Source organism: Algoriphagus sp. AK58 (assembly GCF_014324365.1).
Taxonomy (GTDB): domain Bacteria; phylum Bacteroidota; class Bacteroidia; order Cytophagales; family Cyclobacteriaceae; genus Algoriphagus.
The window spans coordinates 247,115-269,894 of record NZ_QEIG01000008.1 but is presented as its reverse complement, the minus strand read 5'-3'; the positions used below and the strand labels follow the sequence as shown (position 1 = coordinate 269,894).

19 protein-coding genes are annotated in these 22,780 nt (G+C 42.8%); 16 read left to right on the top strand and 3 right to left on the bottom strand.

All coding sequences use genetic code 11. The features are described from left to right. Positions 1 to 2 precede the first annotated feature (2 nt). From DDT91_RS08000 to DDT91_RS07930, 15 genes are all read left to right on the top strand, one after another. On the top strand, positions 3 to 1,889 hold the full coding sequence (locus DDT91_RS08000) for a cbb3-type cytochrome c oxidase subunit I (RefSeq protein ID WP_187175658.1): 1,887 nt from the start codon (positions 3 to 5) through the stop codon (positions 1,887 to 1,889). Next, positions 1,873 to 2,949 carry a heme A synthase gene (locus DDT91_RS07995; protein WP_187175657.1) on the top strand — a complete coding sequence of 359 codons (1,077 nt, stop codon included), beginning with the start codon at positions 1,873 to 1,875 and terminating at the stop codon, positions 2,947 to 2,949. Before DDT91_RS08000 ends, DDT91_RS07995 begins: the two co-directional genes overlap by 17 nt. A 2-nt stretch (positions 2,950 to 2,951) precedes the next feature. Beyond that, positions 2,952 to 3,857, top strand: coding sequence for a heme o synthase (cyoE, locus tag DDT91_RS07990; protein WP_187175656.1), 906 nt, complete (start codon positions 2,952 to 2,954; stop codon positions 3,855 to 3,857). A gap of 4 nt (positions 3,858 to 3,861) precedes the next feature. Next, positions 3,862 to 4,443, top strand: coding sequence for a cytochrome c oxidase subunit 3 (locus DDT91_RS07985; protein ID WP_187175655.1), 582 nt, complete (start codon positions 3,862 to 3,864; stop codon positions 4,441 to 4,443). Positions 4,444 to 4,470: 27 nt separating this feature from the next. Continuing rightward, positions 4,471 to 5,247, top strand: a complete 777-nt coding sequence (locus tag DDT91_RS07980) for a cytochrome c oxidase subunit 3 (protein WP_187175654.1) — start codon at positions 4,471 to 4,473, stop codon at positions 5,245 to 5,247. Between the two features lie 20 nt (positions 5,248 to 5,267). Next, a complete protein-coding gene (locus DDT91_RS07975) occupies positions 5,268 to 5,597 on the top strand; it encodes a cytochrome C oxidase subunit IV family protein (protein WP_187175653.1) in 330 nt (109 codons plus the stop codon). 76 nt (positions 5,598 to 5,673) lie between these two features. Further along, positions 5,674 to 6,345 carry an SCO family protein gene (locus DDT91_RS07970; RefSeq protein WP_187175652.1) on the top strand — a complete coding sequence of 224 codons (672 nt, stop codon included), beginning with the start codon at positions 5,674 to 5,676 and terminating at the stop codon, positions 6,343 to 6,345. Continuing rightward, positions 6,329 to 6,886, top strand: coding sequence for a DUF420 domain-containing protein (locus tag DDT91_RS07965; protein WP_187175651.1), 558 nt, complete (start codon positions 6,329 to 6,331; stop codon positions 6,884 to 6,886). Before DDT91_RS07970 ends, DDT91_RS07965 begins: the two co-directional genes overlap by 17 nt. A gap of 37 nt (positions 6,887 to 6,923) precedes the next feature. After that, positions 6,924 to 7,169, top strand: coding sequence for a hypothetical protein (locus DDT91_RS07960; protein ID WP_187175650.1), 246 nt, complete (start codon positions 6,924 to 6,926; stop codon positions 7,167 to 7,169). A 54-nt stretch (positions 7,170 to 7,223) separates the two neighbouring features. Next, entirely contained in the window at positions 7,224 to 10,931 is a 3,708-nt protein-coding gene (locus DDT91_RS07955) for an ATP-binding protein (protein ID WP_187175649.1), read from the top strand. A gap of 45 nt (positions 10,932 to 10,976) precedes the next feature. After that, positions 10,977 to 14,441: a hypothetical protein gene (locus DDT91_RS07950; RefSeq protein ID WP_255502048.1), complete on the top strand. Its 3,465-nt coding sequence runs from the start codon at positions 10,977 to 10,979 to the stop codon at positions 14,439 to 14,441. Positions 14,442 to 14,504: 63 nt separating this feature from the next. After that, on the top strand, positions 14,505 to 15,209 hold the full coding sequence (locus DDT91_RS07945) for an SDR family oxidoreductase (protein WP_187175648.1): 705 nt from the start codon (positions 14,505 to 14,507) through the stop codon (positions 15,207 to 15,209). Between the two features lie 3 nt (positions 15,210 to 15,212). Next, positions 15,213 to 17,195 carry a (E)-4-hydroxy-3-methylbut-2-enyl-diphosphate synthase gene (gene ispG / locus DDT91_RS07940; protein WP_187175647.1) on the top strand — a complete coding sequence of 661 codons (1,983 nt, stop codon included), beginning with the start codon at positions 15,213 to 15,215 and terminating at the stop codon, positions 17,193 to 17,195. 177 nt (positions 17,196 to 17,372) lie between these two features. Then, a complete protein-coding gene (locus tag DDT91_RS07935) occupies positions 17,373 to 17,567 on the top strand; it encodes a DUF6728 family protein (RefSeq protein WP_187175646.1) in 195 nt (64 codons plus the stop codon). Between the two features lie 62 nt (positions 17,568 to 17,629). Beyond that, entirely contained in the window at positions 17,630 to 18,709 is a 1,080-nt protein-coding gene (locus tag DDT91_RS07930) for an amidohydrolase family protein (RefSeq protein ID WP_187175645.1), read from the top strand. Here the strand turns inward: DDT91_RS07930 and DDT91_RS07925 are convergent. The 3 genes from DDT91_RS07925 to DDT91_RS07915 form a co-directional block, all read right to left on the bottom strand. Beyond that, the gene (locus tag DDT91_RS07925) at positions 18,706 to 19,338 is read right to left on the bottom strand and encodes a hypothetical protein (protein ID WP_187175644.1); all 633 of its coding nucleotides are present in this window, start codon (positions 19,336 to 19,338) and stop codon (positions 18,706 to 18,708) included. The genes DDT91_RS07930 and DDT91_RS07925 overlap by 4 nt on opposite strands. A 4-nt stretch (positions 19,339 to 19,342) precedes the next feature. Further along, a complete protein-coding gene (locus tag DDT91_RS07920; protein WP_187175643.1) occupies positions 19,343 to 20,587 on the bottom strand; it encodes an LVIVD repeat-containing protein in 1,245 nt (414 codons plus the stop codon). Between the two features lie 112 nt (positions 20,588 to 20,699). Continuing rightward, a complete protein-coding gene (locus DDT91_RS07915) occupies positions 20,700 to 21,527 on the bottom strand; it encodes a sugar phosphate isomerase/epimerase (RefSeq protein WP_187175642.1) in 828 nt (275 codons plus the stop codon). A 104-nt stretch (positions 21,528 to 21,631) separates the two neighbouring features. Between DDT91_RS07915 and DDT91_RS07910 the strand changes: the two genes are divergently transcribed. Continuing rightward, on the top strand, positions 21,632 to 22,672 hold the full coding sequence (locus DDT91_RS07910; protein WP_187175641.1) for a 6-bladed beta-propeller: 1,041 nt from the start codon (positions 21,632 to 21,634) through the stop codon (positions 22,670 to 22,672). The last annotated feature ends 108 nt before the right edge of the window (positions 22,673 to 22,780 follow it).

Here is a 22,780-nt window from a genome sequence, read left to right as displayed (position 1 = left end):
TTATGGCTACAGCATCTGTTGCACATCATGACGCCGCAGTTCACGATCATCACGATCATGAGCATCATGATAATTTTATAACAAAGTACATCTTCAGTACTGACCATAAAATGATCGGTAAGCAGTTTTTGGTGACCGGTATTTTCTGGGCGATTATTGGTGGTTTCCTGTCTATCCTTTTCAGACTTCAGTTAGGTTTTCCTGACATGAATCTGGAGTTTCTTCGCCCCTTGCTAGGTGGATGGATAGATGAGACTGGTAAACTTGATCCTACTTTTTACCTCGCTTTGGTCACAATGCACGGTACCATCATGGTGTTCTTTGTATTGACCGCAGGTTTGAGTGGTACGTTTTCCAACTTCCTGATTCCACTTCAGATCGGTGCACGTGACATGGCTTCCGGTTTTATGAACATGCTTTCTTACTGGTTCTTTTTCCTTTCCAGTGTGATCATGTTTATCTCTTTGTTTATTAAAACGGGTCCGGCTGGTGGTGGTTGGGTAGTATATCCTCCACTTTCCGCGCTTGAGCAGGCGATTCCTGGTTCCGGTCTTGGTATGACACTGTGGTTGGTAGCGATGACATTCTTTATTGCATCTTCATTGCTGGGTGGTATTAACTATATTACTACAGTCATTAACCTGAGAACCAAAGGGATGTCATTCTCCAGACTTCCTCTGACCATTTGGGCGTTCTTCCTGACTGCTGTAATTGGTCTTTTGTCTTTCCCTGTTTTGTTCGCAGCCGCTTTGCTGTTGGTATTTGACCGTAGCTTTGGAACCTCCTTCTATTTGTCTGATATTTACGTAGCGGGTGAAGCACTTCCAAACACAGGTGGTAGCCCTGTTCTTTACCAGCACTTGTTCTGGTTCTTAGGGCATCCTGAAGTTTACATCGTATTGCTTCCTGCTTTAGGGATTACTTCGGAAGTTATTGCTACTAATGCCCGTAAACCTATCTTCGGATATAAGGCAATGATTATTTCGATGTTGGGAATTACCATTCTTTCCTTCATCGTTTGGGCACACCACATGTTTGTGTCAGGTATGAATCCTTTCTTGGGGTCTATCTTCATGTTCTTGACACTGATTATTGCAGTTCCGTCGGCTGTAAAAGTATTCAACTACCTGACCACTCTGTGGAGAGGTAACTTGATTTTCACTCCGGCAATGCTTTTCTCTATTGGTCTTGTATCGTTCTTTATTTCCGGTGGTTTGACAGGTATTTTCTTAGGTAACTCTGCGATCGACATTCAGTTGCATGATACCTACTTTGTGGTAGCCCACTTCCACCTTGTTATGGGTTCGGCTTCTTTCTTCGGTCTCTTGGCTGGTGTGTATCACTGGTTCCCTAAGATGTTTGGTCGAATGATGGATGCCAGATTGGGTTATGTTCACTTCTGGTTGACATTTGTAGGTGTATATATGGTATTCTTCCCTATGCACTACATTGGTATTGCCGGTTTCCCAAGAAGGTATTATTCATGGACTAACTTCGAGTTTTCCAACATGTATACTGATTTGAACATGTTTGTATCTGCTGCCGCTATTATCACCTTTGCTGCTCAGTTTATCTTCTTGTTCAACTTCTTCTACAGCATGTACAGAGGAAGAAAAGCTACTCAGAATCCATGGAGATCAACTACCCTTGAATGGACTACTCCAATTGAACCGGGTCATGGTAACTGGCCAGGAGAGATCCCGACTGTGTATCGTTGGCCTTACGACTACTCTAAACCTGGTGCCGCTGAAGACTTCATTCCTCAGACTGTTCCATTATCTCAAACTCCAGAATCTAACCTTCCTCACGAGCAAGAGCTTGTGAAGCTTGAATTGGAAATCATGAAAGATGAGGCTGAGGTTTTGGTAGCAAATGAATCCAAACACTAATAAAAATTTAAACAGCTTTCGCCGTTGGTCTACTCTGACGGTGATAGCTGTTTATTTTCTCATCCTGGTAGGTGGGATAGTCCGGAGTACCGGTTCTGGTATGGGATGTCCCGATTGGCCAAAATGTTTTGGGAGTGTGATTCCACCCACAAGTGTGGATCAGCTCCCAAAAAATTATCAGGAGATTTATCTGGAGAAAAGACTGGCTAAAAACGAAAGGTTTGTAGCGACACTTGAAAAACTGGGATTCCGCGAAGCAGCTGATCAGATAGCAAATGATAAGTCTATTCTAGTAGAGGAGGAATTCAATGCGACTAAGACCTGGATTGAATATATCAATCGATTGATCGGTGTAGTTATTGGTCTTTTGATCATAGGGACAGTTGTAAAGTCTCTTAAGCTTTGGCAAATTGATAAGTGGATACCCTTAAATTCCTTTCTTGCCTTGTTCCTTGTTTTGTTTACGGGTTGGATTGGTTCTATTGTGGTTTCCACAAATTTGCTTCACTGGATGATTACCTTCCACATGTTGCTTGCATTAGCCTTAGTTGCAGTACTCTTGTACATCAATCATAGGTCTTACCGGCTTATGGCAGGAACTAATGCAGAGAATCCAGTTCCTAAAAAAGTAAAATGGATCCTTGTGTTGGGTACAGTGTTAATGCTCATCCAAGTGATTTTGGGAACTCAGGTACGCGAGAAGATAGATCAGATTTCTTTTGCGCTAGGTAATATGCTTAGAGAGGAATGGGTAGACAGAGTGGGTTTGGATTTCCTGATTCACCGTTCTTTCTCACTTCTTCTTCTTGGAATCCACCTATTGTATTTCTTTTGGGCATTTAAGTTCACCAAGAGAAAATCAAAGGTAAATCTTTGGAGTCAACTTTTAATGGTTGTTCTCCTTCTCGAAATAGGCTCCGGTATAGGTATGGCCTATTTTGGGATTCCGGCGTTTCTTCAGCCGGTACATTTGTTATTAGGGTCTCTAATCTTGGGAATTCAGTTTATTCTAATTCTTCAGTTAAGAGATCAAATTAAAGTCGAGTTTAACACCATGTGATAATGAGGACAGTTGACGTAACTGACCATTCTATATCTGCCCTAATACTATCTAGAATTAAGGCTTATTCGGATTTGATCAAGCTAAGACTCTCAGCTTTGGTCACTTTCTCTGCGGTGTTTGGTTACATCTTAGGAGATCGTGGCGCTAGTTTTGGTTGGTCAGGCTTCCTCGGTTTGGCTTTAGGTGGTTTCTTGATTTCAGGCGCCTCTGGGGCAGCCAATGAAATCATGGAGCGTGACCTTGATAAGCTGATGAAGCGAACCCAAAACAGGCCGCTTCCTCTTCAGATCATTTCTCTTCAGGAAGCCTATTGGTTTACCACCTTTGTTGCTGTCTTAGGTATCTTCCTTCTTTGGTTTTTCACCAATCCACTGACTACTTGGCTTGGTATTCTAAGCATGATACTTTACGTATTTGCTTATACTCCTTTGAAACGAGTTGGGCCAATTGCAGTATTTGTGGGAGCGATTCCGGGTGCTATGCCTCCCTTGTTGGGTTGGACTGCCGCTACGGGTCAGATTACTTATGAGGCGCTGATCATCTTCGGTATTCAATTTATATGGCAATTTCCACATTTCTGGGCCATTGCTTGGGTTAGTGACGAGGATTACAAAAGAGCCGGTTTTAAACTGTTGCCTAGTGGAGGTGGTCAGGATCTGAATACCGCCATTCAGATCATGATTTACACTTTGTTTCTTCTTCCACTCGGTCTTTTGCCTAGTTATTTCGGATTAACAGGTCTTAATTCAGGCATTGTAGCTACCGTCTGTGGAGTTCTATTTCTGGCTCAAACTTTTTCTTTGATGAGGGATTGCTCCAGAAAATCGGCTCTAAAAATCATGTTTGGTTCTTTCCTTTACCTTCCCATAGTTCAGATCGCTTACCTATTAGATAAAATGCCTTGATGCCATGGAAAGAGAACTGAAATATATTGATATCGTGGAGCAGCCCATCAGCATGCATCCCAAGAAGTTTGCGTTGTGGCTCTTCATGGTGACCGTAGTAATGATCTTCGCTGCCTTGACTAGTGCGTATATTGTTCGCCAATCTGAAGGAAATTGGCTGGAGTATGATCTTCCTGAGATTTTCTGGGTGACTTCCGGAATCGTAATTTTGAGTTCTGTAGCTCTCCAATGGTCCTATTATTCGGCTAAGAGGGATAACTTCCTCGGGCTAAGAATGGGTATGGTAGCCACTGTTCTCTTGGGAATTGCATTTCTGGTTGGTCAATGGTATAGTTGGGTAGCTTTGGTGGACAGAGATGTGTTTTTTGTAGGCAATCCTGCAGGATCATTCCTTTATGTTTTCACCGGATTGCATGCTTTGCACCTGATCAGTGGTGTGATATTTCTGATTATTGTGCTAATTTCGACCTTCAGACTGAAGGTTCATTCCAAATCTCTCAATACAATGGAAATGGCAACCACCTATTGGCATTTTCTGGGAGGGTTATGGCTTTATCTATTCATGTTTTTGCTGTTGAATCATTAAATAAAACCTGGTACAAATAAATAACTTATGTCTGCGCATTCTACTGCTATTGGAGTAAGCTCGAAAAGAGGCGTTTGGGGTGGAGGTAACGAACCCCTTAAAGCCAGCTATGGAAAACTCATGATGTGGTTTTTCCTGCTCTCCGACATCTTCACTTTTGCTGCATTTCTTATTAGCTATTTGGCTATCCGCGTCAGCTATCCAGCTTACGAAGGTCCTTTGGACAGTTTTGTAGGATCAAACGAATACTGGCCAATTCCTGAACTTGTTTTCGAAGCAGTTCCTTTCTTACATGGAGTTCATGCACCGCTTGTATTCGTAGGTATCATGACTTTCATTTTGATTGCTTCCTCAGTTACGATGGTATTGGCGGTAGAAGCCGGTCATAGAAATGACAGAGCTGACGTGGTAAAATGGATGCTTTGGACCTTGCTGGGTGGTATTACATTTTTGAGCTGTCAGGCTTGGGAATGGTCTCACTTTATCCATGGTACGGATGCGGGTTCTGTTCTTACCTATGTCAATGGTTTAGGTCAGAGTGTCACCGAGACAGTATTTGGTGCCAACCTTATGGTCAATGAATATGGGCCTGCTGCTTTTGCTCAGCTATTCTTTTTCATTACCGGTTTCCATGGGTTCCACGTAACAGTAGGGGTGTTCCTGTTATTCCTTTGCTTCTATCAGGCCGCGGTAGGCGTTTACGACAAGCGCGGGCACTACGAAATGGTAGAAAAGATTGGCCTTTACTGGCACTTTGTTGACCTCGTTTGGGTATTCGTATTTACTTTGTTCTATCTGATCTAAGCTTAAAAAATCTTCGAAATATGGAAATTCAAGACACTAAATCCACGCTCCAAGTAGAGCCTAGAAACGAGGAGAAGATCAAGAAAATCTGGAAAACAGCAGGTATCCTTCTTGCAATCACGGTTGCGGAATTTATCATGGCCTTTACAATGGACAGAGGTATTCTTCTTTATGCTCTGTTTATTATCCTGACAATCTGGAAGGCGAAATATATCATGATGGAGTTTATGCACCTTGGGGATGAAGTGAAGCCCTTATTCTATTCCATCATTGTGCCTTTGATTTTCTTGGTATGGCTGGTAATTGCTTTGATCAAGGAAGGTTCTGACATCTTTTTGATGCGTTGGTAAAAAGAAAATAAATAATCTTAAAAAAAGGCAGGTTGGAGTGAATCACTTCAACCTTCTTTTTTGTTAAATATTCCATATGCGAAGTTTGAGAATTCTTCAGGGAATGGTTCTAGTATGCATTTTACTGATCCCTGTTTTGATCTTTATGTTTCTGAGAGGGTTCGGCACTAATGAATACGACCTTCCCATCTATTTTCAGAACGGAGTCGATAATCCTTTTAAGGAATGCCCCGTTTCTGATAGCTCCCAGCATTATATTCCTGAATTTTCCTTTACCAATCAGGATGGTCAAAAAATCGGGAGAGCTCAAATGCGGGGGAAAATCACCATCGTGGATTTCTTCTTCACTTCCTGCCCGAGCATTTGTCCTGTGATGTCCAAAGAAATGGAACGTGTGAATGACATGTTTCGGGATGAAACAAAAGTCCAGATCATGTCTATCAGTATAGATCCTGAGTACGACACTCCGGAGATTTTAAAGGAATATGCCAATGAGCATCATGCTATTTCCGGCAAATGGCATTTTCTCTCAGGTCCTAAAGAAGAAACCTATCAATTAGCCCGTTGTGGCTTTATCCTTCCTACTTTGGATGGCAACGGGGTTCCGGATGATTTCGTGCACAGTGACAAATTTATCCTGATTGATGAAGAGGGAAGGATTCGTGGATACTATAGCGGAACAAACCGTGAAGATGTGGATTTATTGATGTTGGAAACAAAAGTGTTGTTACATGACAAAAGCAAGTAATTCTGTAGCGCTTCAAAATGAAGCAAAAGTCAAAAATTGGATTATAGGAATTTCCATTGCCATTCCTCTGGCGGTGGCAGTGCTCCTGTTTATGCCTGCAAAAATCACCTCTCTTGGCGATTGGGTGTATTTTCTTCCTCACCTGAATGCTGTCATCAACACAGCTGCATCCATTGCTTTGATTGTGGGTTTGGTTTTCATCAAGCAGAAGAAATATTCCTTACATGGCGCTACGATGACAGTCGCTTTTGTGCTGGGTGCTGTCTTTCTGGTTTCTTATGTAATCTATCATGGGGCTGCCGAAAGTACTTCTTTCGGTGGTGAAGGGATTGTCAGGCCTATTTATTACTTCCTTTTGATCTCCCATATTCTTCTTGCAGCGGTTGCGCTTTTTCCGATTCTGTTTGCCTACTATTATGGGTATACTGATCAAAAGGAAAAACACCGGAAAGTGGTTAAATTTGCCTACCCGATCTGGTTGTATGTCTCGGTTACGGGTGTCATAGTTTATTTGATGATCTCTCCTTATTACACCCACTAAGGCTTGAACCTAAGTCTTAGCATGATTCAAAAGTGATATGAAACTCAAAGTAAGCCTTCTTTCTCTTCTTGCTCTTTTTCTACATCTTACAGCATCAGCTCAATGTGCGATGTGTAGGGCTTCGGTAGAAAATAACGTAAGTAACGGAGAGACTACCATAGGTGCAGGACTCAACAATGGGATACTCTATCTCTTTGTGATGCCTTATTTGATGGCGGCAATTATCGGATTTTTTTGGTATAGGACTGCCAAGAAAAAGAAAGCAAAATTGACCGTCAGATAAGAGAACAGAAAGCAAAGTTTGATAGCAGACTTTGCTTTTTTATTTTTAGCCTGCATGATGAAACTCCCCATTCGCACATTGGTCATTTTGATCAGTGTCTTTCTTCTGTTGATCGTATTAATCCTGAATTTTTTTGTTTTTCAGAAAAGTCAGGAAGAGGAATACTTGGAATCTATCCAAAGGAGAATTCATCAAGTCGACAAAAAATTTGATGAAGATTTCATTCAAATTTTGATGGACATCAGGCCAGAAGAGCCTATTAGTTTTGATGGAATCAGCAAACAGAAGCATTCTCAGCCGTTTTTCATTCTTGACCCTGAGGGGAAATTGATTTTTTGGTCCGATTTCACGGTTACCTTGGATTTTGCCAATTTGGATTTAAGCAAAGAGTACCAAGTCTTGGAAGATCCTTTTGGTACCTTTTTGGTGAAAATCAGAAAATTAAAAAGAAATACCTCGGATTATTTTCTCGTACAAACTTTCCGTTTGATCTGGCCTGGAACTATCGAAAATGACTATGTAAAAACAGGGCCCAATCCGGAAATATTTGGAAATGACCGATTTCAGATTTTTTCCAATCCCGAGGAGGGAAACTACCAAATCAAGAGTGAATCGGGAAAATTCCTCTTTGGAATCAATTTCCAATTGGGTTTTGAATCTGTAGGTAGGGTTTCCAATACCCCATTGTTGATTTTCATTTGCTCTGTCTTTCTCCTTTATTTTCTGTTTAGCTTCGATTTTCTGAGGAAGAAGTGGAGAAAAGGATATCCCTGGCAGACCATAGGGTATGGATTCCTGATTTTGGCTTTAATCCGACTGGGGATGATTAGCTTGGATTTTCCAGGTGATTTTTTTGATTTCCCATTGTTTGACCCCTCCAATTATGCCAGCTCTTGGTTCAATCCCAGCCTGGGAGATTTGTTGCTCAATACGTTATGTGCTGTACTTATTCTTGGTTTGGTGATTTTTCAATTGGCTTCAAAAATCACCTTTCAAAAGTCCATTTCTTGGAGCCAAAAATTCCGTTTGGAATGGGCAATTCTCTTGGTGCTTATTGGTACTACTTTTCTATTCGGATTAATTTGGTTTTTGCCAAGAGATTTGATTTTCAATTCCCAATGGATCCTTGATATACGCTCTATTCCTTCATTTGATTGGTTTAAGGGGCTGAGCTTTTTGATTCTTTTCCTATGGGGCTCCGTATATGTCCTGTTGAGCCTTACCCTGATTAGCTTGTTGCTCCATGTCAATAGGGATAAATCCATTTGCTATCGTTTCCTTCTTTTTTGGGCTGTTCCCGTATTGGTGTTTTGTTTTGTTTCCGGATTTTGGGTGGGAATCGCAGGGTTGATCCATTTTATTTTTTTATTCACCATTATCCGGTTTGAACTCTTTCAAAATGTTTTTCGCCTTGGTTTAGATACTTTTCTGACGTTTTTTTATGCTTGCCTGGTCACAGCGGTGATTTCGGGGATCAGTACTTTTCAAACAGAACGAGAACGGTTGATCCAATCTAAGGTCAGCTTTGCCAATCAGAATCTTATTGAGAATGATGTCATGACGGAATTTTTCCTGGGTGATATTTTTTCGCGGTTGAAAAACGACCTCTTTATCCAAAATCGTCTTGCCGATCCTTTACTATCCAAAGATCCCATAGAGACCAAGATCCGAAAGATCTATCTGGACAATTATTTTGATCAATTTGAAGTTCTTATTCGGGTTTTTTCGTCTTCAGGAGCTCAAATCTTGGGCCCCACAGATGGGGGAGATTTAAGAGACCTTAGGCAGACCTTTGTGAAAAGTGATTATGCCACCGGAGTCAGAGATTTATATTTCATCCGAGGAAAAGAAACCAGCTTGGGAAATAAGTTTGTCTCCTTTATTCCGATAGTGAGGGAAAACAACCTGCTTGGGACGATCTATCTGGAGCTGAACCAATTGAGAATCCAGGCAGGTAGTGTCTATCCAAAATTACTCTTGGATAAAAAGTATGCAGAAAAGCTGGATCCGGTTTCGTTCGACTATGCGGTCTTCAGAGAGGGAGAGCTGATTCGGAGCTCTGGCACATTTAACTTCTATCAAGAAGAATTTCAAAATGAGCTTACTAGGGAGCAGTTGTTTGAATCGGGGATCATTGCTATGGGGTATCATCATTTCGGGGTTCGAAATGGAGATGAGTTGATTATTCTGTCTTCTCCGATCAATTCTATATCCCGATTTTTCGGAAATATTTCTCTGTTTTTTGTTGCCTTTGTGTTTTTGACTTTCCTGGCCATTCTGCTCAATACCTTGCTGAAGGGGTATAGAAACTTCGAGTTTAATTATTCCACCAAACTTCAGCTTTACCTTAATTTCGCTTTCTTTTTTCCCATCATCATCATATCCATTATCACGATAGGGTTATTGGCAGGAAGCTACAGAGATGACTTAAATAGGCAGTACATACAAAAAGCCACGCTAATTAAAAGCAATCTGGTTTCCTTTTTCAGCAATCAAAACCCATCTTCTTTAGATCGGGACCTGCTCAATGAAGAGGTTAATTCTCTCGCAAATACGATTGCCAGTGATATTCATTTGTATACCAAAGAAGGCTTCCTGGAAGCTTCTAATCGCAGCAATATTTTTGAAAAAAAGATTCTTGCGCCTCAAATTAATCCGGCCGCATTGGCAGGAATAATAGAAAAAAACCTTTCTCAAGTATTAGTCGAAGAACAGATAGGAAAGCTTCGGTACCAAACGGTCTACCTTGCGGTGCCTTCCCAAATAGACCAATCCGTGATAGGGATTTTGGCTGTTCCATTTTTTGAGTCTGAGTCGGAGCTTAACTCGCTCATTTCAGATGTGCTCAGCAATATTTTCAATGCTTTCGTAGTCATCTTTATCCTGTTTTTGATCGTTTCCTCTTTCGTTTCCAAGCACCTGACTCTTCCATTTAAATTGCTTACTCAGAAACTAAAGGCTACCAGTCTGGACAACAACGAACCCATGCACTGGGCATCCAAAGATGAGATTGGTCTCTTAGTCAACGAATACAATAACATGCTCTATAAGCTGGAGGCCAGTAAGAAAGTCTTGGCTTCAACCGAAAAGGAATCCGCTTGGAGAGAAATGGCCAAACAGGTGGCGCATGAAATCAAAAATCCGCTGACGCCTATGAAGTTGACTCTTCAACATTTGCTGAGATTGGAGCAGGAGGGGAAGCTTGAGGATCAGGAAAAGCTTAAAAAATCACTTGAAACCCTCATCCACCAAGTGGATGCACTGAGTGGCATAGCATCGTCTTTTTCTACTTTTGCCAAAATGCCATTGCCCAAAAATGAGTTGATGAACTTTAAGCAGGTGTTGAATAAAGTCTTAGACCTGTTTATCAACGACAAGCGCATCCAACTGGACTTTCAGGATGATTCCTACACAGAGCATATTCCGATCATGGGGGATGATAAATTGTTTGGACGGGTAATTTCTAATTTGATCATCAATGGGATTCAGGCTGTTGAGCCTGGTAAAACACCCCACATTCGGATATGGTTATGGATGACTGAGCAGGCGGTTTTTTTAGAAATCACGGATAATGGCAAGGGAATACCCAATGATCTGCGGGACAAAATCTTTATTCCAAATTTCAGTACAAAAAGCCAAGGCTCCGGATTGGGCTTGGCCATTGCCAAAAGTGGAGTGGAGACCGCAGGTGGGAAAATCTGGTTTGAGACAGAAGTTGGCAAGGGCACCACTTTCTACCTCACCTTTCCGCTAGTTCAATAGTTTGGGCTTTTTAGTACCTTGAAAGAAAAAGTTTCAAAGGGTCTGATGCGCCGATTGATTTGTTCTTGGATTTTATTTTTTGCCTCCTTGCTTACAGCTGCGGCACAGGAAAAATGCCGTTGGGTCATTTCCAAAGACTTTGAATCTCCGCAAGTTCTCGATTCACTCACTGCAATTGAGGCAAGTATTCGGGTTTCTGATCTGCAGGGCAACTCCTTTCCTTTTGTATACTCTACCTCACAAAGAACCCTTCAAATCAGATTTCCTGAACAGAGTAGACCTGATTCAGTGCAGATTTGTTATAAAACGTTGGCTGTAAGGTTGGACAGGAGTTTTGCAAGAAGAACCTTGGCAGAGGATTATGACTCCACAGCAATGTTTAAGGATAACAGAGTGGCTGCCGTAAGTCCATTGGATATTCAGGAAGAGCTTTTTCCTAGTTCTACTCTTTACAAAACAGGAAGTTTGACAAGAGGAGTGTCCTTTGGGAATACCCAGAATGTCTTTGTCAATTCGGCTTTGAATCTGCAACTGGAAGGAGAGATCGGAGAAAATCTGAAAATCCGGGCCAGTATTACCGATCAGAATGTTCCTTTCCAGCCAGAGGGGAATACCCAGCAAATTCAGGATTTCGATAATGTGCTTATAGAGCTTTACAATGATAATTTCAGACTTGCGGCAGGGGATGTAGTACTTCAGCAGAGGCAATCTGAATTTTTGCGTTATTATAAAAATGTCCAGGGAATCCAACTGACTACTCAGTACCAACTGAAAGCTAATTGGAAATCAAGTACTCAAGGGTTTGCTTCAGTAGCTAAAGGCAAATTTGCTTCTATCCAAGTGCCTGTTTTGGAAGGGGTTTTAGGTCCTTATCGGGTCAATGGACCGAATGGAGAGCGATTTGTGATTATCATGGCTAATTCGGAGCGGGTATTTTTGGATGGAAGATTATTGCAAAGAGGTTTTAATGCCGATTACGTCATCGACTACAATCAGGCCGAAATCACATTTACGCCTAAAGTCCTGATTACTCAATATTCAAGGGTGAGAGTTGACTTTGAGTTTGCAGAGAGGAATTATTCTCGATCCATTTTGGGGGCCAATCACCTGCAAAGCAATGGGAAGATGGACGTTTATCTGAATTATTATCAAGAAAAGGACAATCGGAACAGACCTCTGTTTACGGAGTTTTCTCCCGAAGAACAGGCACTTTTGGCTTCTGTAGGTGATGAGGTGGAAGATGCCGTGATTCCTAGAATTGATTCAGTGGCGTTTGATCCTACACGCATTTTGTATGAAAAAGTAGAAGACGTCGATGATCTAGGCCGGTTGATCACTTATTATCGATATTCTACAGATCCCCAAAAGGCTCATTTTGCACTTTCATTTTCCCAGGTCCCTCTGGGTCAGGGAGATTATAGGCGAATCAATCAATTGGCCAATGGGACGGTGTTTGAGTTTGTGCCCCGAGTCAATGGTCAGCCTCAGGCGGATTATTCCATTTTAACTCAACTTCCCGCACCGGATTCAAAACGCATGACTACGGCCGGCACCAGATTGAAATTGGGAAGTCATGAAAAAGTATATACGGAGCTGGCGCTTTCCTCACAGGATCAAAACCTTTTTTCCACTGAAGATGATGCAGATAATCAGGGATTAGCGTGGAAATTGGGGGTTCAATCCGAGGACCGGGAAATCGGTGCGTTGAAAGGCTACCGAATAAAGGCCCAAACTGAACTGGAATATAATTCGACCAATTTCAATTTTATTGACCGCTTTAGGTATATCGAGTTTGACAGAGATTGGGGATTGGATCCCGTAGATTTGGAAAAGGCTGCTGCAGAGCGTCTATTTTGGACTCAACTTGCCTTGGAAAAAGACTCCAGAAATAATTTTCTTTATAAAATCTACCTGAGAAATCGTGCTGATAAACTCAATGGAGTTCAGCATAATGCCGTCTGGAACGCCGAGTTAGGGAAAAGAATCTGGGTTAGGCAGGATTTCTTTCGCCTGAATGCCGATAAAGATACCCTCCAAACGGATTGGGTCAGGTATGTAGGAAACGTGAGTTACCGTTCCAAAATTCTTGTTCCCGGATACCAATTTTCTTTGGATCAGAATGCGTTGAAACAGTCAGAGCGGGATTCGGTTCTCAGGACAGCAATGAATTTTAAAGAACACCTTGTATTTCTGAAAAGCAACGATTCGCTGAGGTATGCTTTTTCTGCCGACGCAGCTTGGCGACAGGATCGATTGCCGATTGATGGAAAACTTCTGGATGATACGCAGGCATTCACCACCAATTTTGCTTTTCGCAAACAGTGGGATCAACACAGCCTTACCAGTACGCTTACTTACCGTGAACTTGAATTTCTGCAAAGAGAATTGCCTACTGAGTTGACCTTGTTGGGAAAAATAGACTACACAGGTTCTCTCGGTAAAAACCTCATTCGAAATGAAATAAGCTATGCCTTGGGCAATGGACGGGAACTTCAGCGGGAATTTGTCTTTTTGCCTGCCCCAAATGGAGACGGCACCCATACTTGGAGAGATGATAATGGGGATGGAATCCAGCAGCTCAACGAGTTTTACCTTGCCATCAATCCGGAGGAGAAGCTCTATATCAAGGTTTTTGTCCCGACGGATACCTATATACAAGCCTATTCCACCCTGTTGAATTACCGACTGCAAGCCAGATTTCCAGAGGATTGGAAAAATCAAGGAGGCTTGAAAGCTTTTCTTTTGAAGTTTTCAAATACCTCCAGTCTCAGCGTGGAAAAAAAAGTGACTTCAGATGAGTTCTGGGTACGGATCAATCCTTTTATTGGTGGAATAGACCGAAATGAAATTATCTCACTTAGACAGGTAATCCGAACCACCTTCTTTTTTAACAGGGCATCCGCAAAATATGGGTTAGACCTGTCTCTCTTCGACTCCCAGCTTAAGCAGTTGCTGTCCGGGGGATTTGAAGACCAAATTCAAAAGGATTGGAAACTCAATACCCGATACAATTTTAACTCAATCACTACATTACGACTGATTGGAGGATTGGGTAACCGAGTATCTGCTTCTGATTTTCTGGAAAATCGGAATTACACGATCAACCAGAGTATGATCGGACCAGAATTAGCCTGGCAGCCTTCTCCCTTTTTTAGAATCACTGGCAATTATTCCTTCACGGGGAAAGAGAATACCCAAAACATCGAGTACGAAGAAAGGGCAAGAACCCACCAAGTCGGATTGGATTTGAGGTATGCAAAGGCTATCAAGACCACCCTAATGGGAAATCTCAAACTGATCCAAATCGATTACAATGGGGAAATAAATTCTCCGGTAGGCTATGAAATGCTGCAGGCACTCACTCCGGGCACCAATGTCACCTGGAACTTAAGTTGGCTTCAAAAGATTGGAACAGGTTTACAACTCAATTTGGTCTATGAGGGAAGAAACTCAGAGGGTTTGGACCGGGTCGTACATGTTGGTAGAATGCAAGTCTCCGCGCTGTTTTGATAAAAAAATGTAACTTTGTTCGTTCTAGATAGTTGTCATACTAACTATTAAACTACTAAACAAATGAGGAAAAGTATCCTGGTGACAGGAGGTACCAAGGGGATTGGAAGGGCGATCATTGAACGCTTCGCGTTGGAAGGATTTGATATCTATACCTGTGCACGAAATGCGGATGATCTTTTGGCTTTAAAAAAATCTCTTGAAGGAAAACATCCTCATATTCAAGTATTGGCCTCTGTGGCTGACCTTTCCAAAAAAGAGGAAGTAAACAGGTTTGCAGAGGAGGTGAAATCCCTGGTGATCCCTGATATTTTGGTCAATAACACTGGCATCTTTCTGCCCGGAGCTCTTCATGATGAGCCGGAAGGCAATTTTGAGTTTATGATGCAGACCAACCTTTTTTCTGCTTATTACCTCAGTAGAGCATTTGTCAAAGAAATGATCAACCGTAGGTCCGGACATATTTTTAGCATGGGTTCAATTGCAGGTTTGACTGCTTACCCCAATGGAGGAAGCTACGCAGTCTCCAAATGGGCTATGCTAGGTATGACCAAATGCCTACGTGAGGAATTAAAGCCACATCACGTAAAGGTCACGTCCATTTTACCCGGAGCTACCCTCACGGATAGCTGGGCTGGAGTGGATTTGCCAATGGAGCGTTTTGTCCGTGCACAGGACGTGGCAGAGAGTGTTTGGGCTGCCTATAACCTTTCCCCCCAAACCGTTGTTGAAGAACTAATTATCCGCCCCCAACTTGGAGATATTTAACCTATGGAGCCTTTGATCAAAAGCTTGGATTCTCTCTATTGCGACAGCTTGACGCAATATTCCCGTCGAAAGACCATCCCCGTGAAAGTAGGAGATGTCGTCATCGGAGGGGACAATCCCATCGTAGTACAATCTATGACAACCGTGGACACCATGGATACGATCGGTTCTGTCGAGCAGTGTATCCGAATGATTGACTCGGGTTGTGAATTGATCCGAATTACGGCCCCTTCGATCAAGGAGGCGGAGAATCTCCGAAATATCAAAGCAGAACTTCGAAGAAGAGGGTATCAGACTCCCTTGGTGGCAGATATTCACTTTACTCCAAATGCTGCCGAACTCGCCGCGAGGATTGTGGAAAAGGTTCGCATCAATCCGGGAAACTATGCGGATAAAAAGAAATTTGAGGTCATCGATTACACCGATGCTTCTTATGCCGAAGAGTTGGAACGGATCAGAGAGCGGTTTTTACCATTGGTGAAAATCTGTAAGGAAAACGGTACAGCCATGCGTATCGGTACCAACCATGGTTCGCTTTCCGACCGAATCATGAGCAGATATGGAGACACGCCGCTGGGGATGGTTGAGTCTGCTCTTGAGTTTTTGAGAATCTGCGAAGACGAGAAGTTTTTTGATATCGTCATTTCCATGAAATCTTCCAATACTCAAGTAATGGTACAAGCCTATCGCCTGTTGGTTCAGAAACTGAACGAGGGTGGTTTTAAGCCATATCCACTCCATTTGGGTGTGACTGAGGCAGGAGAGGCAGAAGATGGTCGTATCAAATCTGCAGTCGGAATAGGTACCTTGCTGGAAGATGGACTTGGAGATACCGTGAGGGTTTCCTTGACGGAGGACCCGGAGTTTGAAGCACCTGTAGCTAAGGCATTGATCGATCGATATACAGACCGTGCAGGTCATGCTCCCATCCGGGAAATAAGCCATTATCCGATTACCCCTTTTGAGCATAACAAGCGACATGTCACCGAGACTTATAATTTCGGGGGACATAATGTGCCTAGGGTCATTGCAGATATTTCCAAAGTCGAGAAAATCACCGATCGGGAAATGAAGGCTGTCGGTCATTTTTACCTTCCCGAATTGGACAAATGGAAAATGAATGACTTGGGAGCTGATTTTGTCTTTTCGGGTTCCAATCCGATTCCCTTTATGTTGCCCAATGGCATGAAGGAAATTCAGAACGTTTCCGTGTGGGAACAAGCGCCTGATCAGGTAAACAAGTTTCCGCTTTTCAGTCTGAATCAGTACCTGGAAGCTTCAAGGTTTCATGCCGAACTCAATTTTCTGGAAGTAGAAGACACAGAAATCGAGCAGGTGATTCCAGCAGTCGCGGGAAGAAAAGACACCATTCTCATCCTGAAAACTTCCAATTCGCATAGTATGCCAGCTTTGCGTCGAGCATTTGTGAGTCTACTTGAAGCCAAATGCGAATTGCCTGTGGTGGTCAAGGTGAGCTATCCCGATCAGACAGCTGATATGACCATGCTCTATTCGGCTACCGATGTGGGAGGCCTTTTGGTGGATGGATTGGGTGATGGGATCTTGATTTCTTTGGAAAAAGAAGGAGATCATACCCGTCAGGAAGTGCTGGATCAGATCAAGTTGCATAATTCAGTCAGCTTTGGGGTTTTGCAGGCAGCAAGAACCCGAATGTCCAAGACGGAATACATCTCTTGTCCTTCTTGCGGACGTACGCTGTTTGACCTACAGGAAACCACTGCAATGATCCGAAAGCGCACTGATCACCTGAAAGGGGTTAAAATCGGCATCATGGGCTGTATCGTAAACGGTCCGGGAGAAATGGCCGATGCGGATTATGGTTACGTAGGTTCCGGAAAAGGAAAAATCACCCTCTACAAAGGAAAAGAAGTGGTCAAGAAATCGGTGCCTTCGGAAAAGGCCGTGGACGAACTGATCAACATTATTCGGGAAGACGGGATGTGGATCGAGCCGGAGACGATTTAAAAAGAAATACAGTTGAAATACAGTTGAAATACAGTTGAAATACAGTTGAAATACAATGTTTCTGTGGGTATTTCAGACCGCGAAGCGGTCTTTATTTCAAAAGTATTTCAAATTCTCAATTTTCAAAAAGGAAATCAATTTCGCCTAAATTGGGTTAAATAGTAAAACTCAAGCATCATGTCAGAGAAAAACCAAGTCAAAGAATTCTTCAAGTTGGGTGAGGTGGGAAATTACTTCCTGAATATTTTCCGTAAGCCGGATCCAACTAAGCCTACCAACTTTAACCTGCGCATGATGCACGGGATTAATAAGATTTCCATTTTGGTTTTCTTGTTTGCTCTGATTGTGTGGACTATTAAGCGGTTTCTGTGATCTTTTTTTAGAAATGTAGACACGTATTTTTTTAACTTTAGTGGACCCCGACCTGATCCACTATGATTACTTTCCTGATTCCTGTTCTGGCACCCTTCGTGTTAGGGCTTTTGATTGATTCTGAAGAAAGCTATTACAGCCTTGAGGACTTTCAAAAAGTCAAAAAGATTGATTCACATACCCATCACAATTCAGAAAATACCGCACTGATGGAGGCGGGTAAGGAGAATAATTTTTTACTGCTTACTGTGAACGTTGATGTGCCTAGCTATCCTCCGCTTCCTGAGCAAATCCGCCTTTCCCTCCATCAGAAAAACGTCAACCCCAGTCATATCGACTTTCTTTCCACCATTTCTTTAGCTGATTGGAAAGATTCGGATTGGGCAGAGAAGGAAATCAAACGTATCGCGGCCACTTTTGAGCAGGGAGCGATTGGAATCAAGATCTGGAAAAATATCGGAATGACTTATCGTGACGAAAACGGAGAGTTTATCATGGCAGATCACCCCAGATTGGAGCCAATCTTTAAGTTTGTAGAGGCTCAGGGTAAAACGCTGATGGCGCATTTGGGAGAGCCAAAAAACTGCTGGCTGCCTCTTGAAGATATGACCGTCAACAATGACCGGACTTATTTCAAAGAGCATCCGGAATACCACATGTATTTGCATCCGGAATATCCCAGCTATGAGGAGCAGATTGATGCTCGGGATCGTCTGCTGGCCAAATTTCCCAATATCCGCTTTGTCGGGGCTCATTTGGGGAGTTTGGAGTGGGATGTGGATGAACTTGCCAAAAGACTGGATCGATATCCCAATCTAGCGGTGGACATGGCTGCTAGAATCTGTCATCTCCAATTCCAAAGTCAAAAGGATCGGGAAAAAATCCGTCAATTCCTGATCAAATACCAAGATCGACTCATTTATGGAACAGATTTGGGAATTTCAGGAAACTCTGACCCAGCAAGAGTAATGGCCAATGCCAAAGCAACCTGGCTGAAGGATTGGAGGTATTTTGTGACTGATGAAGTAATGGAAGTCTCCGAGGTTAACGGTTCTTTCAAGGGACTTAAACTTCCGAAAGGGGTGGTGGACAAGATCTATTTTCACAACGCAGTGAGGTGGTTTAAACCTACTTTTAATTAGAACATCACACCCATTCTGAAGACTAAGCTGTGAAAAAGGTAATTGGTCTCGTTTAGTGAAGAAAACCCGTTTGGTAAGCGAGATATCCCTGGGGTAGCGAAGGAGGATAGTCCGCTCCTGTCGAAAAATCCCTGAAGAAAGGAGGCTTGTTGTCTTTTGTAACCAATGCTGGTGGAAAGAGCCCATTTTCCTCTCTTTGCCGGAAATTTTACGCCAGCAGTAGGGCTGACCATCATTCCTCCTTCATACCAACTGCTACTCCAATCAGTGGTTTCCTTTTTTTCAAGAAAAGCAGCGCCTCCACCTAAGTCCAATCCTGCAAAAAGTCGAGGTTTGCCCTCTTTTCCCAAAAAACCTCTCCAACCTAAGGCGATCGGAATAAGATTGATTTGGTCATATTGATCTAAGCCTGTGGAAAAACCCAACACATGGTTGGGGTTGATTTTAGCACCGTGGAAAGTGGAAAATGTAAGATTCAAACGGTTTTCGTAGCCTCCTTCCCAGTTTTTTAGCCCTTTCCCCCAAAGGAATCCCACCTCAGTCTGCTGGAAATATACGTTGTCCTGTGCCAAGGCTTTGACATAGGCAAAGAAAAACAAAAGGATAAGGTAAATGACTTTGCGGTTCATAATCTCAACTGATTATTACCGGGTTAGTGACTTGGATACAGCTAAGTTTTTTCAGCTTGGATGGGGTGCTGTAGTCGTATTGACAAATCCCGTCTGGGCCGATCACGATCAGAGACTTTGGCCCCGGTATCAAGTCGACCGATTTCATGCTTTGCAAAAATTCGAGTTGATTTTTGTCAATGTTCATGATATCCTTGACATTGAAGCTTTTCAGACCATGCCTGCCTTCAGTGACGTAAAGGAAATCCCCAGCCAATCCTAAACCATGGGGATTGAGCATGGGATATGCTTTTTTCAGCTTAGGTTCGTATGGATTTTTGATATCGATGACTTGTAGTTCATTAATATTGTTCACACAAAAATTGCCGCTTCGCAAGGTTACAAAAGCGTGCTCTTCATTGACTACTACCGGGTCGCAGGCGACTACGTGCTCATACACGGCCATTCGGGTAGGGGAGTGGGGAGTGGAGGCGTCATAGATGTGCATTCCCCGGTTGGATCCTATGAATAATTTCTTTTGAAAAGGGAAAATAGTCTCAATACCCCAGCCTAGATCAATGGGTTTGACAAACTTGGGTTCGGCTGCAATCTGCACATCAAATACCCGCATGGTGGTTTCGTCCACTGCATACAGATGCCCATCCATTAGTGTGAAACGCGCCATCGAACCACCTGTTCCGTAGCTTTGAGAAGCAGCCGCCATGTTGGCAGTGAAGCTCATGTCGGAACGAGCCAGCCAGCCCATGGTTTCCCATCTTGGACTTTCAGTCGTGATCACCGTGTCTTTGAAGGTGATGATCTGTCCGGTCTCATGCCTGTACATGTGCATAAAAACATCTTCTACACGCTTGACTAATTTGATATTGCTGATCTTACTAATGTCAAAGGCCAACAAATCCACGTAATTGTCGGCATAAAGAATGTCGCTGTTGATAGCCAAATCCACATTTCCTTCGATGGGAATAAAACTCAGATTGATGGGATTGGAAGGATTGGAATTGTCCAAAATGTGTATCCCTTTGGTGGGTTCGTTCACAAATAGAAAATCTTTGTAAATGTAGATTTTGCCGGGGTTGTCCAGGGGTTGGGCGGGTTCTACAGCTATCATTCTTGCTCTTACATCACTCATTTCCAGAAAGACCGGCAACATCGTTCGGTAGGTGTAAGTAGTGGTGACCTGATCTTCACAAGAAAAAAATATTCCACTTATCAGAAGAAACGCCGCGAGGAATAGTTTGGATCTTTTCATAAGTACAAGAATTAAGTGAAGCCGATATATTCAAAGACCAAACGTAGCAATGTGTAAATACGCTACACGGTAAAAGAAAGAAGCCCATCTTTTTGGGATGGGCTTTAGTAATCTAGTTTTTAAGTATACTTTTTATGTAGGCCACGCTTTGTGGGATCTGCTGGACGGATCGACTGCTTTCATCTTCGATGACCAAGAATTGGGTGCCCTGTTTTTTAGCTTCTCGGATCAGTCCTGCGATATCAATGTCTCCAGTGCCCAAAACAACGTTAGTTTCTACATCACCTCTACCATCAGGAGACCCCGGAGTGCCTTTCTTTCGGTCTTTAAGGTGAAGTTGAGGGAATTTTCCGGGATGTTTCTTCATGATAGCCAGCGGATCGGCTCCCCCCATCTGTACCCAAAACACGTCCATGTTGAATTTGAAGTGCTTGGCATTTTCCAGCATGTAGTCCATCGGCGTGCCTGTACCACTCTTTGCGAATTCATACCCGTGGGGATGGTACGTTAAGGTGATTCCTTCTTTTGCAAATTGCTCTCCGACTTGGTTGAAAAGATCTGTGGCGGCTTTGATTTCATCCAAGCTGATCGGTCCCTCAGCGTGTGGAATCCAATAGCAGGTGGCGAATTTTGCTCCGTATTTTTTTGCTTCAGAAATTATCGAGATAGGATCAGTTTTCAGTTTGTTGTAGTCTGCGCCTACACCGACTATTCTCAGTTTGTTTTCAGAAAGGAGTTTGAAATACTCCGTGTCAGACATTCCATAATTTCCCCCTCCTTCGAGTGCAGAGATACCCCATTCGGCTATCATTTTGTGGTACTTGACAGGGTCAACCTTCATTTCGTTGCGAAGGGAATACAGCTGGAGTGCTATTTCTTGGGCTTGGGTCTGTAAGCTTAAGACCAGTAGCAAGAGAAGGGTAGAGAGTTTGAGTTTCATCGATAGGTGTTGGGTTTTGGGATAATTCTAAGCTAAAAATTTTTTCCGCTTCAGGAAAGCCATTCTTACCAATTTCCTTAAATTGACCATATACCTTTTATTCCATGCATTCACGAAGAAAATTTATCCAAAACACTTCCTTATTAGGACTAGCTATGACCCTTAAACCAGAATTTTCCCTTTTTGCCGCTCAAGATCAAGTGCTCGGTCACGGTGACTTCAGATATAAAATTGATATGAACTGGGGCAATTTGGATCCCGACAAAGTGCCCGTAGTCAACTGCCATGAGATGGTCATGGACCGAAAAGGGAGGATGATTCTTCTCACTGATGAAGTAAAAAATAATGTCATCATGTATGATCAGTCGGGTAAACTATTACAAACTTGGACTTTGGGGTTGGATCGTGCTCATGGGCTTTCGCTGGTGGACGAAGGAGATGCAGAATACCTATGGGTGGTGGACAATGGGGGCAGGGTAGTGAAAACTACTTTGGATGGTAAAGTGGTGGCGGAAATTAATTCTCCGATAGCAGAGGGGATTTATGATGAAAAAATGCGATGGGTACCCACTGAAACCGCGATTGCTCCCAATGGAGATCTCTACATTGCCGATGGCTATGGTTCCCAGTTTTTTCTTCAATATGACAAAAACGGCAAATTCATCCGGAAATTCGGCGGTGCCGGCCAAGGAGATGAGCAGTTTAGTACTGCACATGGCATAGCAGTGGATCAACGTGGAGGCAAAGAGCCTACTTTGATGTGCACTTCCCGAGGTCATAATTCTTTCAAGAGATTCACTATGGATGGAAAGTACCTCGAGACGATTTTCCTTCCTGGGGCTTTTGTTTGTAGACCTGTTTTTCATAAAGAAAACCTGTATGCAGGAGTTTGTTGGTCGAGGCTGCGCTATTTGGAGCAAACCAACAATTCAGGTTTTGTGACGATTCTGGATATCAATAATAAAGTGGTCTCCAATCCTGGAGGAACCGCCCCCGAGTATCGCAATGGAGAACTTCAATTGATGGTGCAAAAAGAACCGGTTTTCAAACATTGCCATGATGTGTGCATCGATCAGGATGAAAATATCTATGTCTGTCAGTGGAATGCCGGAAAAACCTATCCGATAAAGCTGACGAGAGTTTGAGTAGCAAGTATCAAGACCTTAGACATCAGTTCGATGTTGCAAGACAAAGAGGCTAGACTTTTGACAAAAAGACAAGCAGATATAAGATGCCAGGTATGTGATATTTAA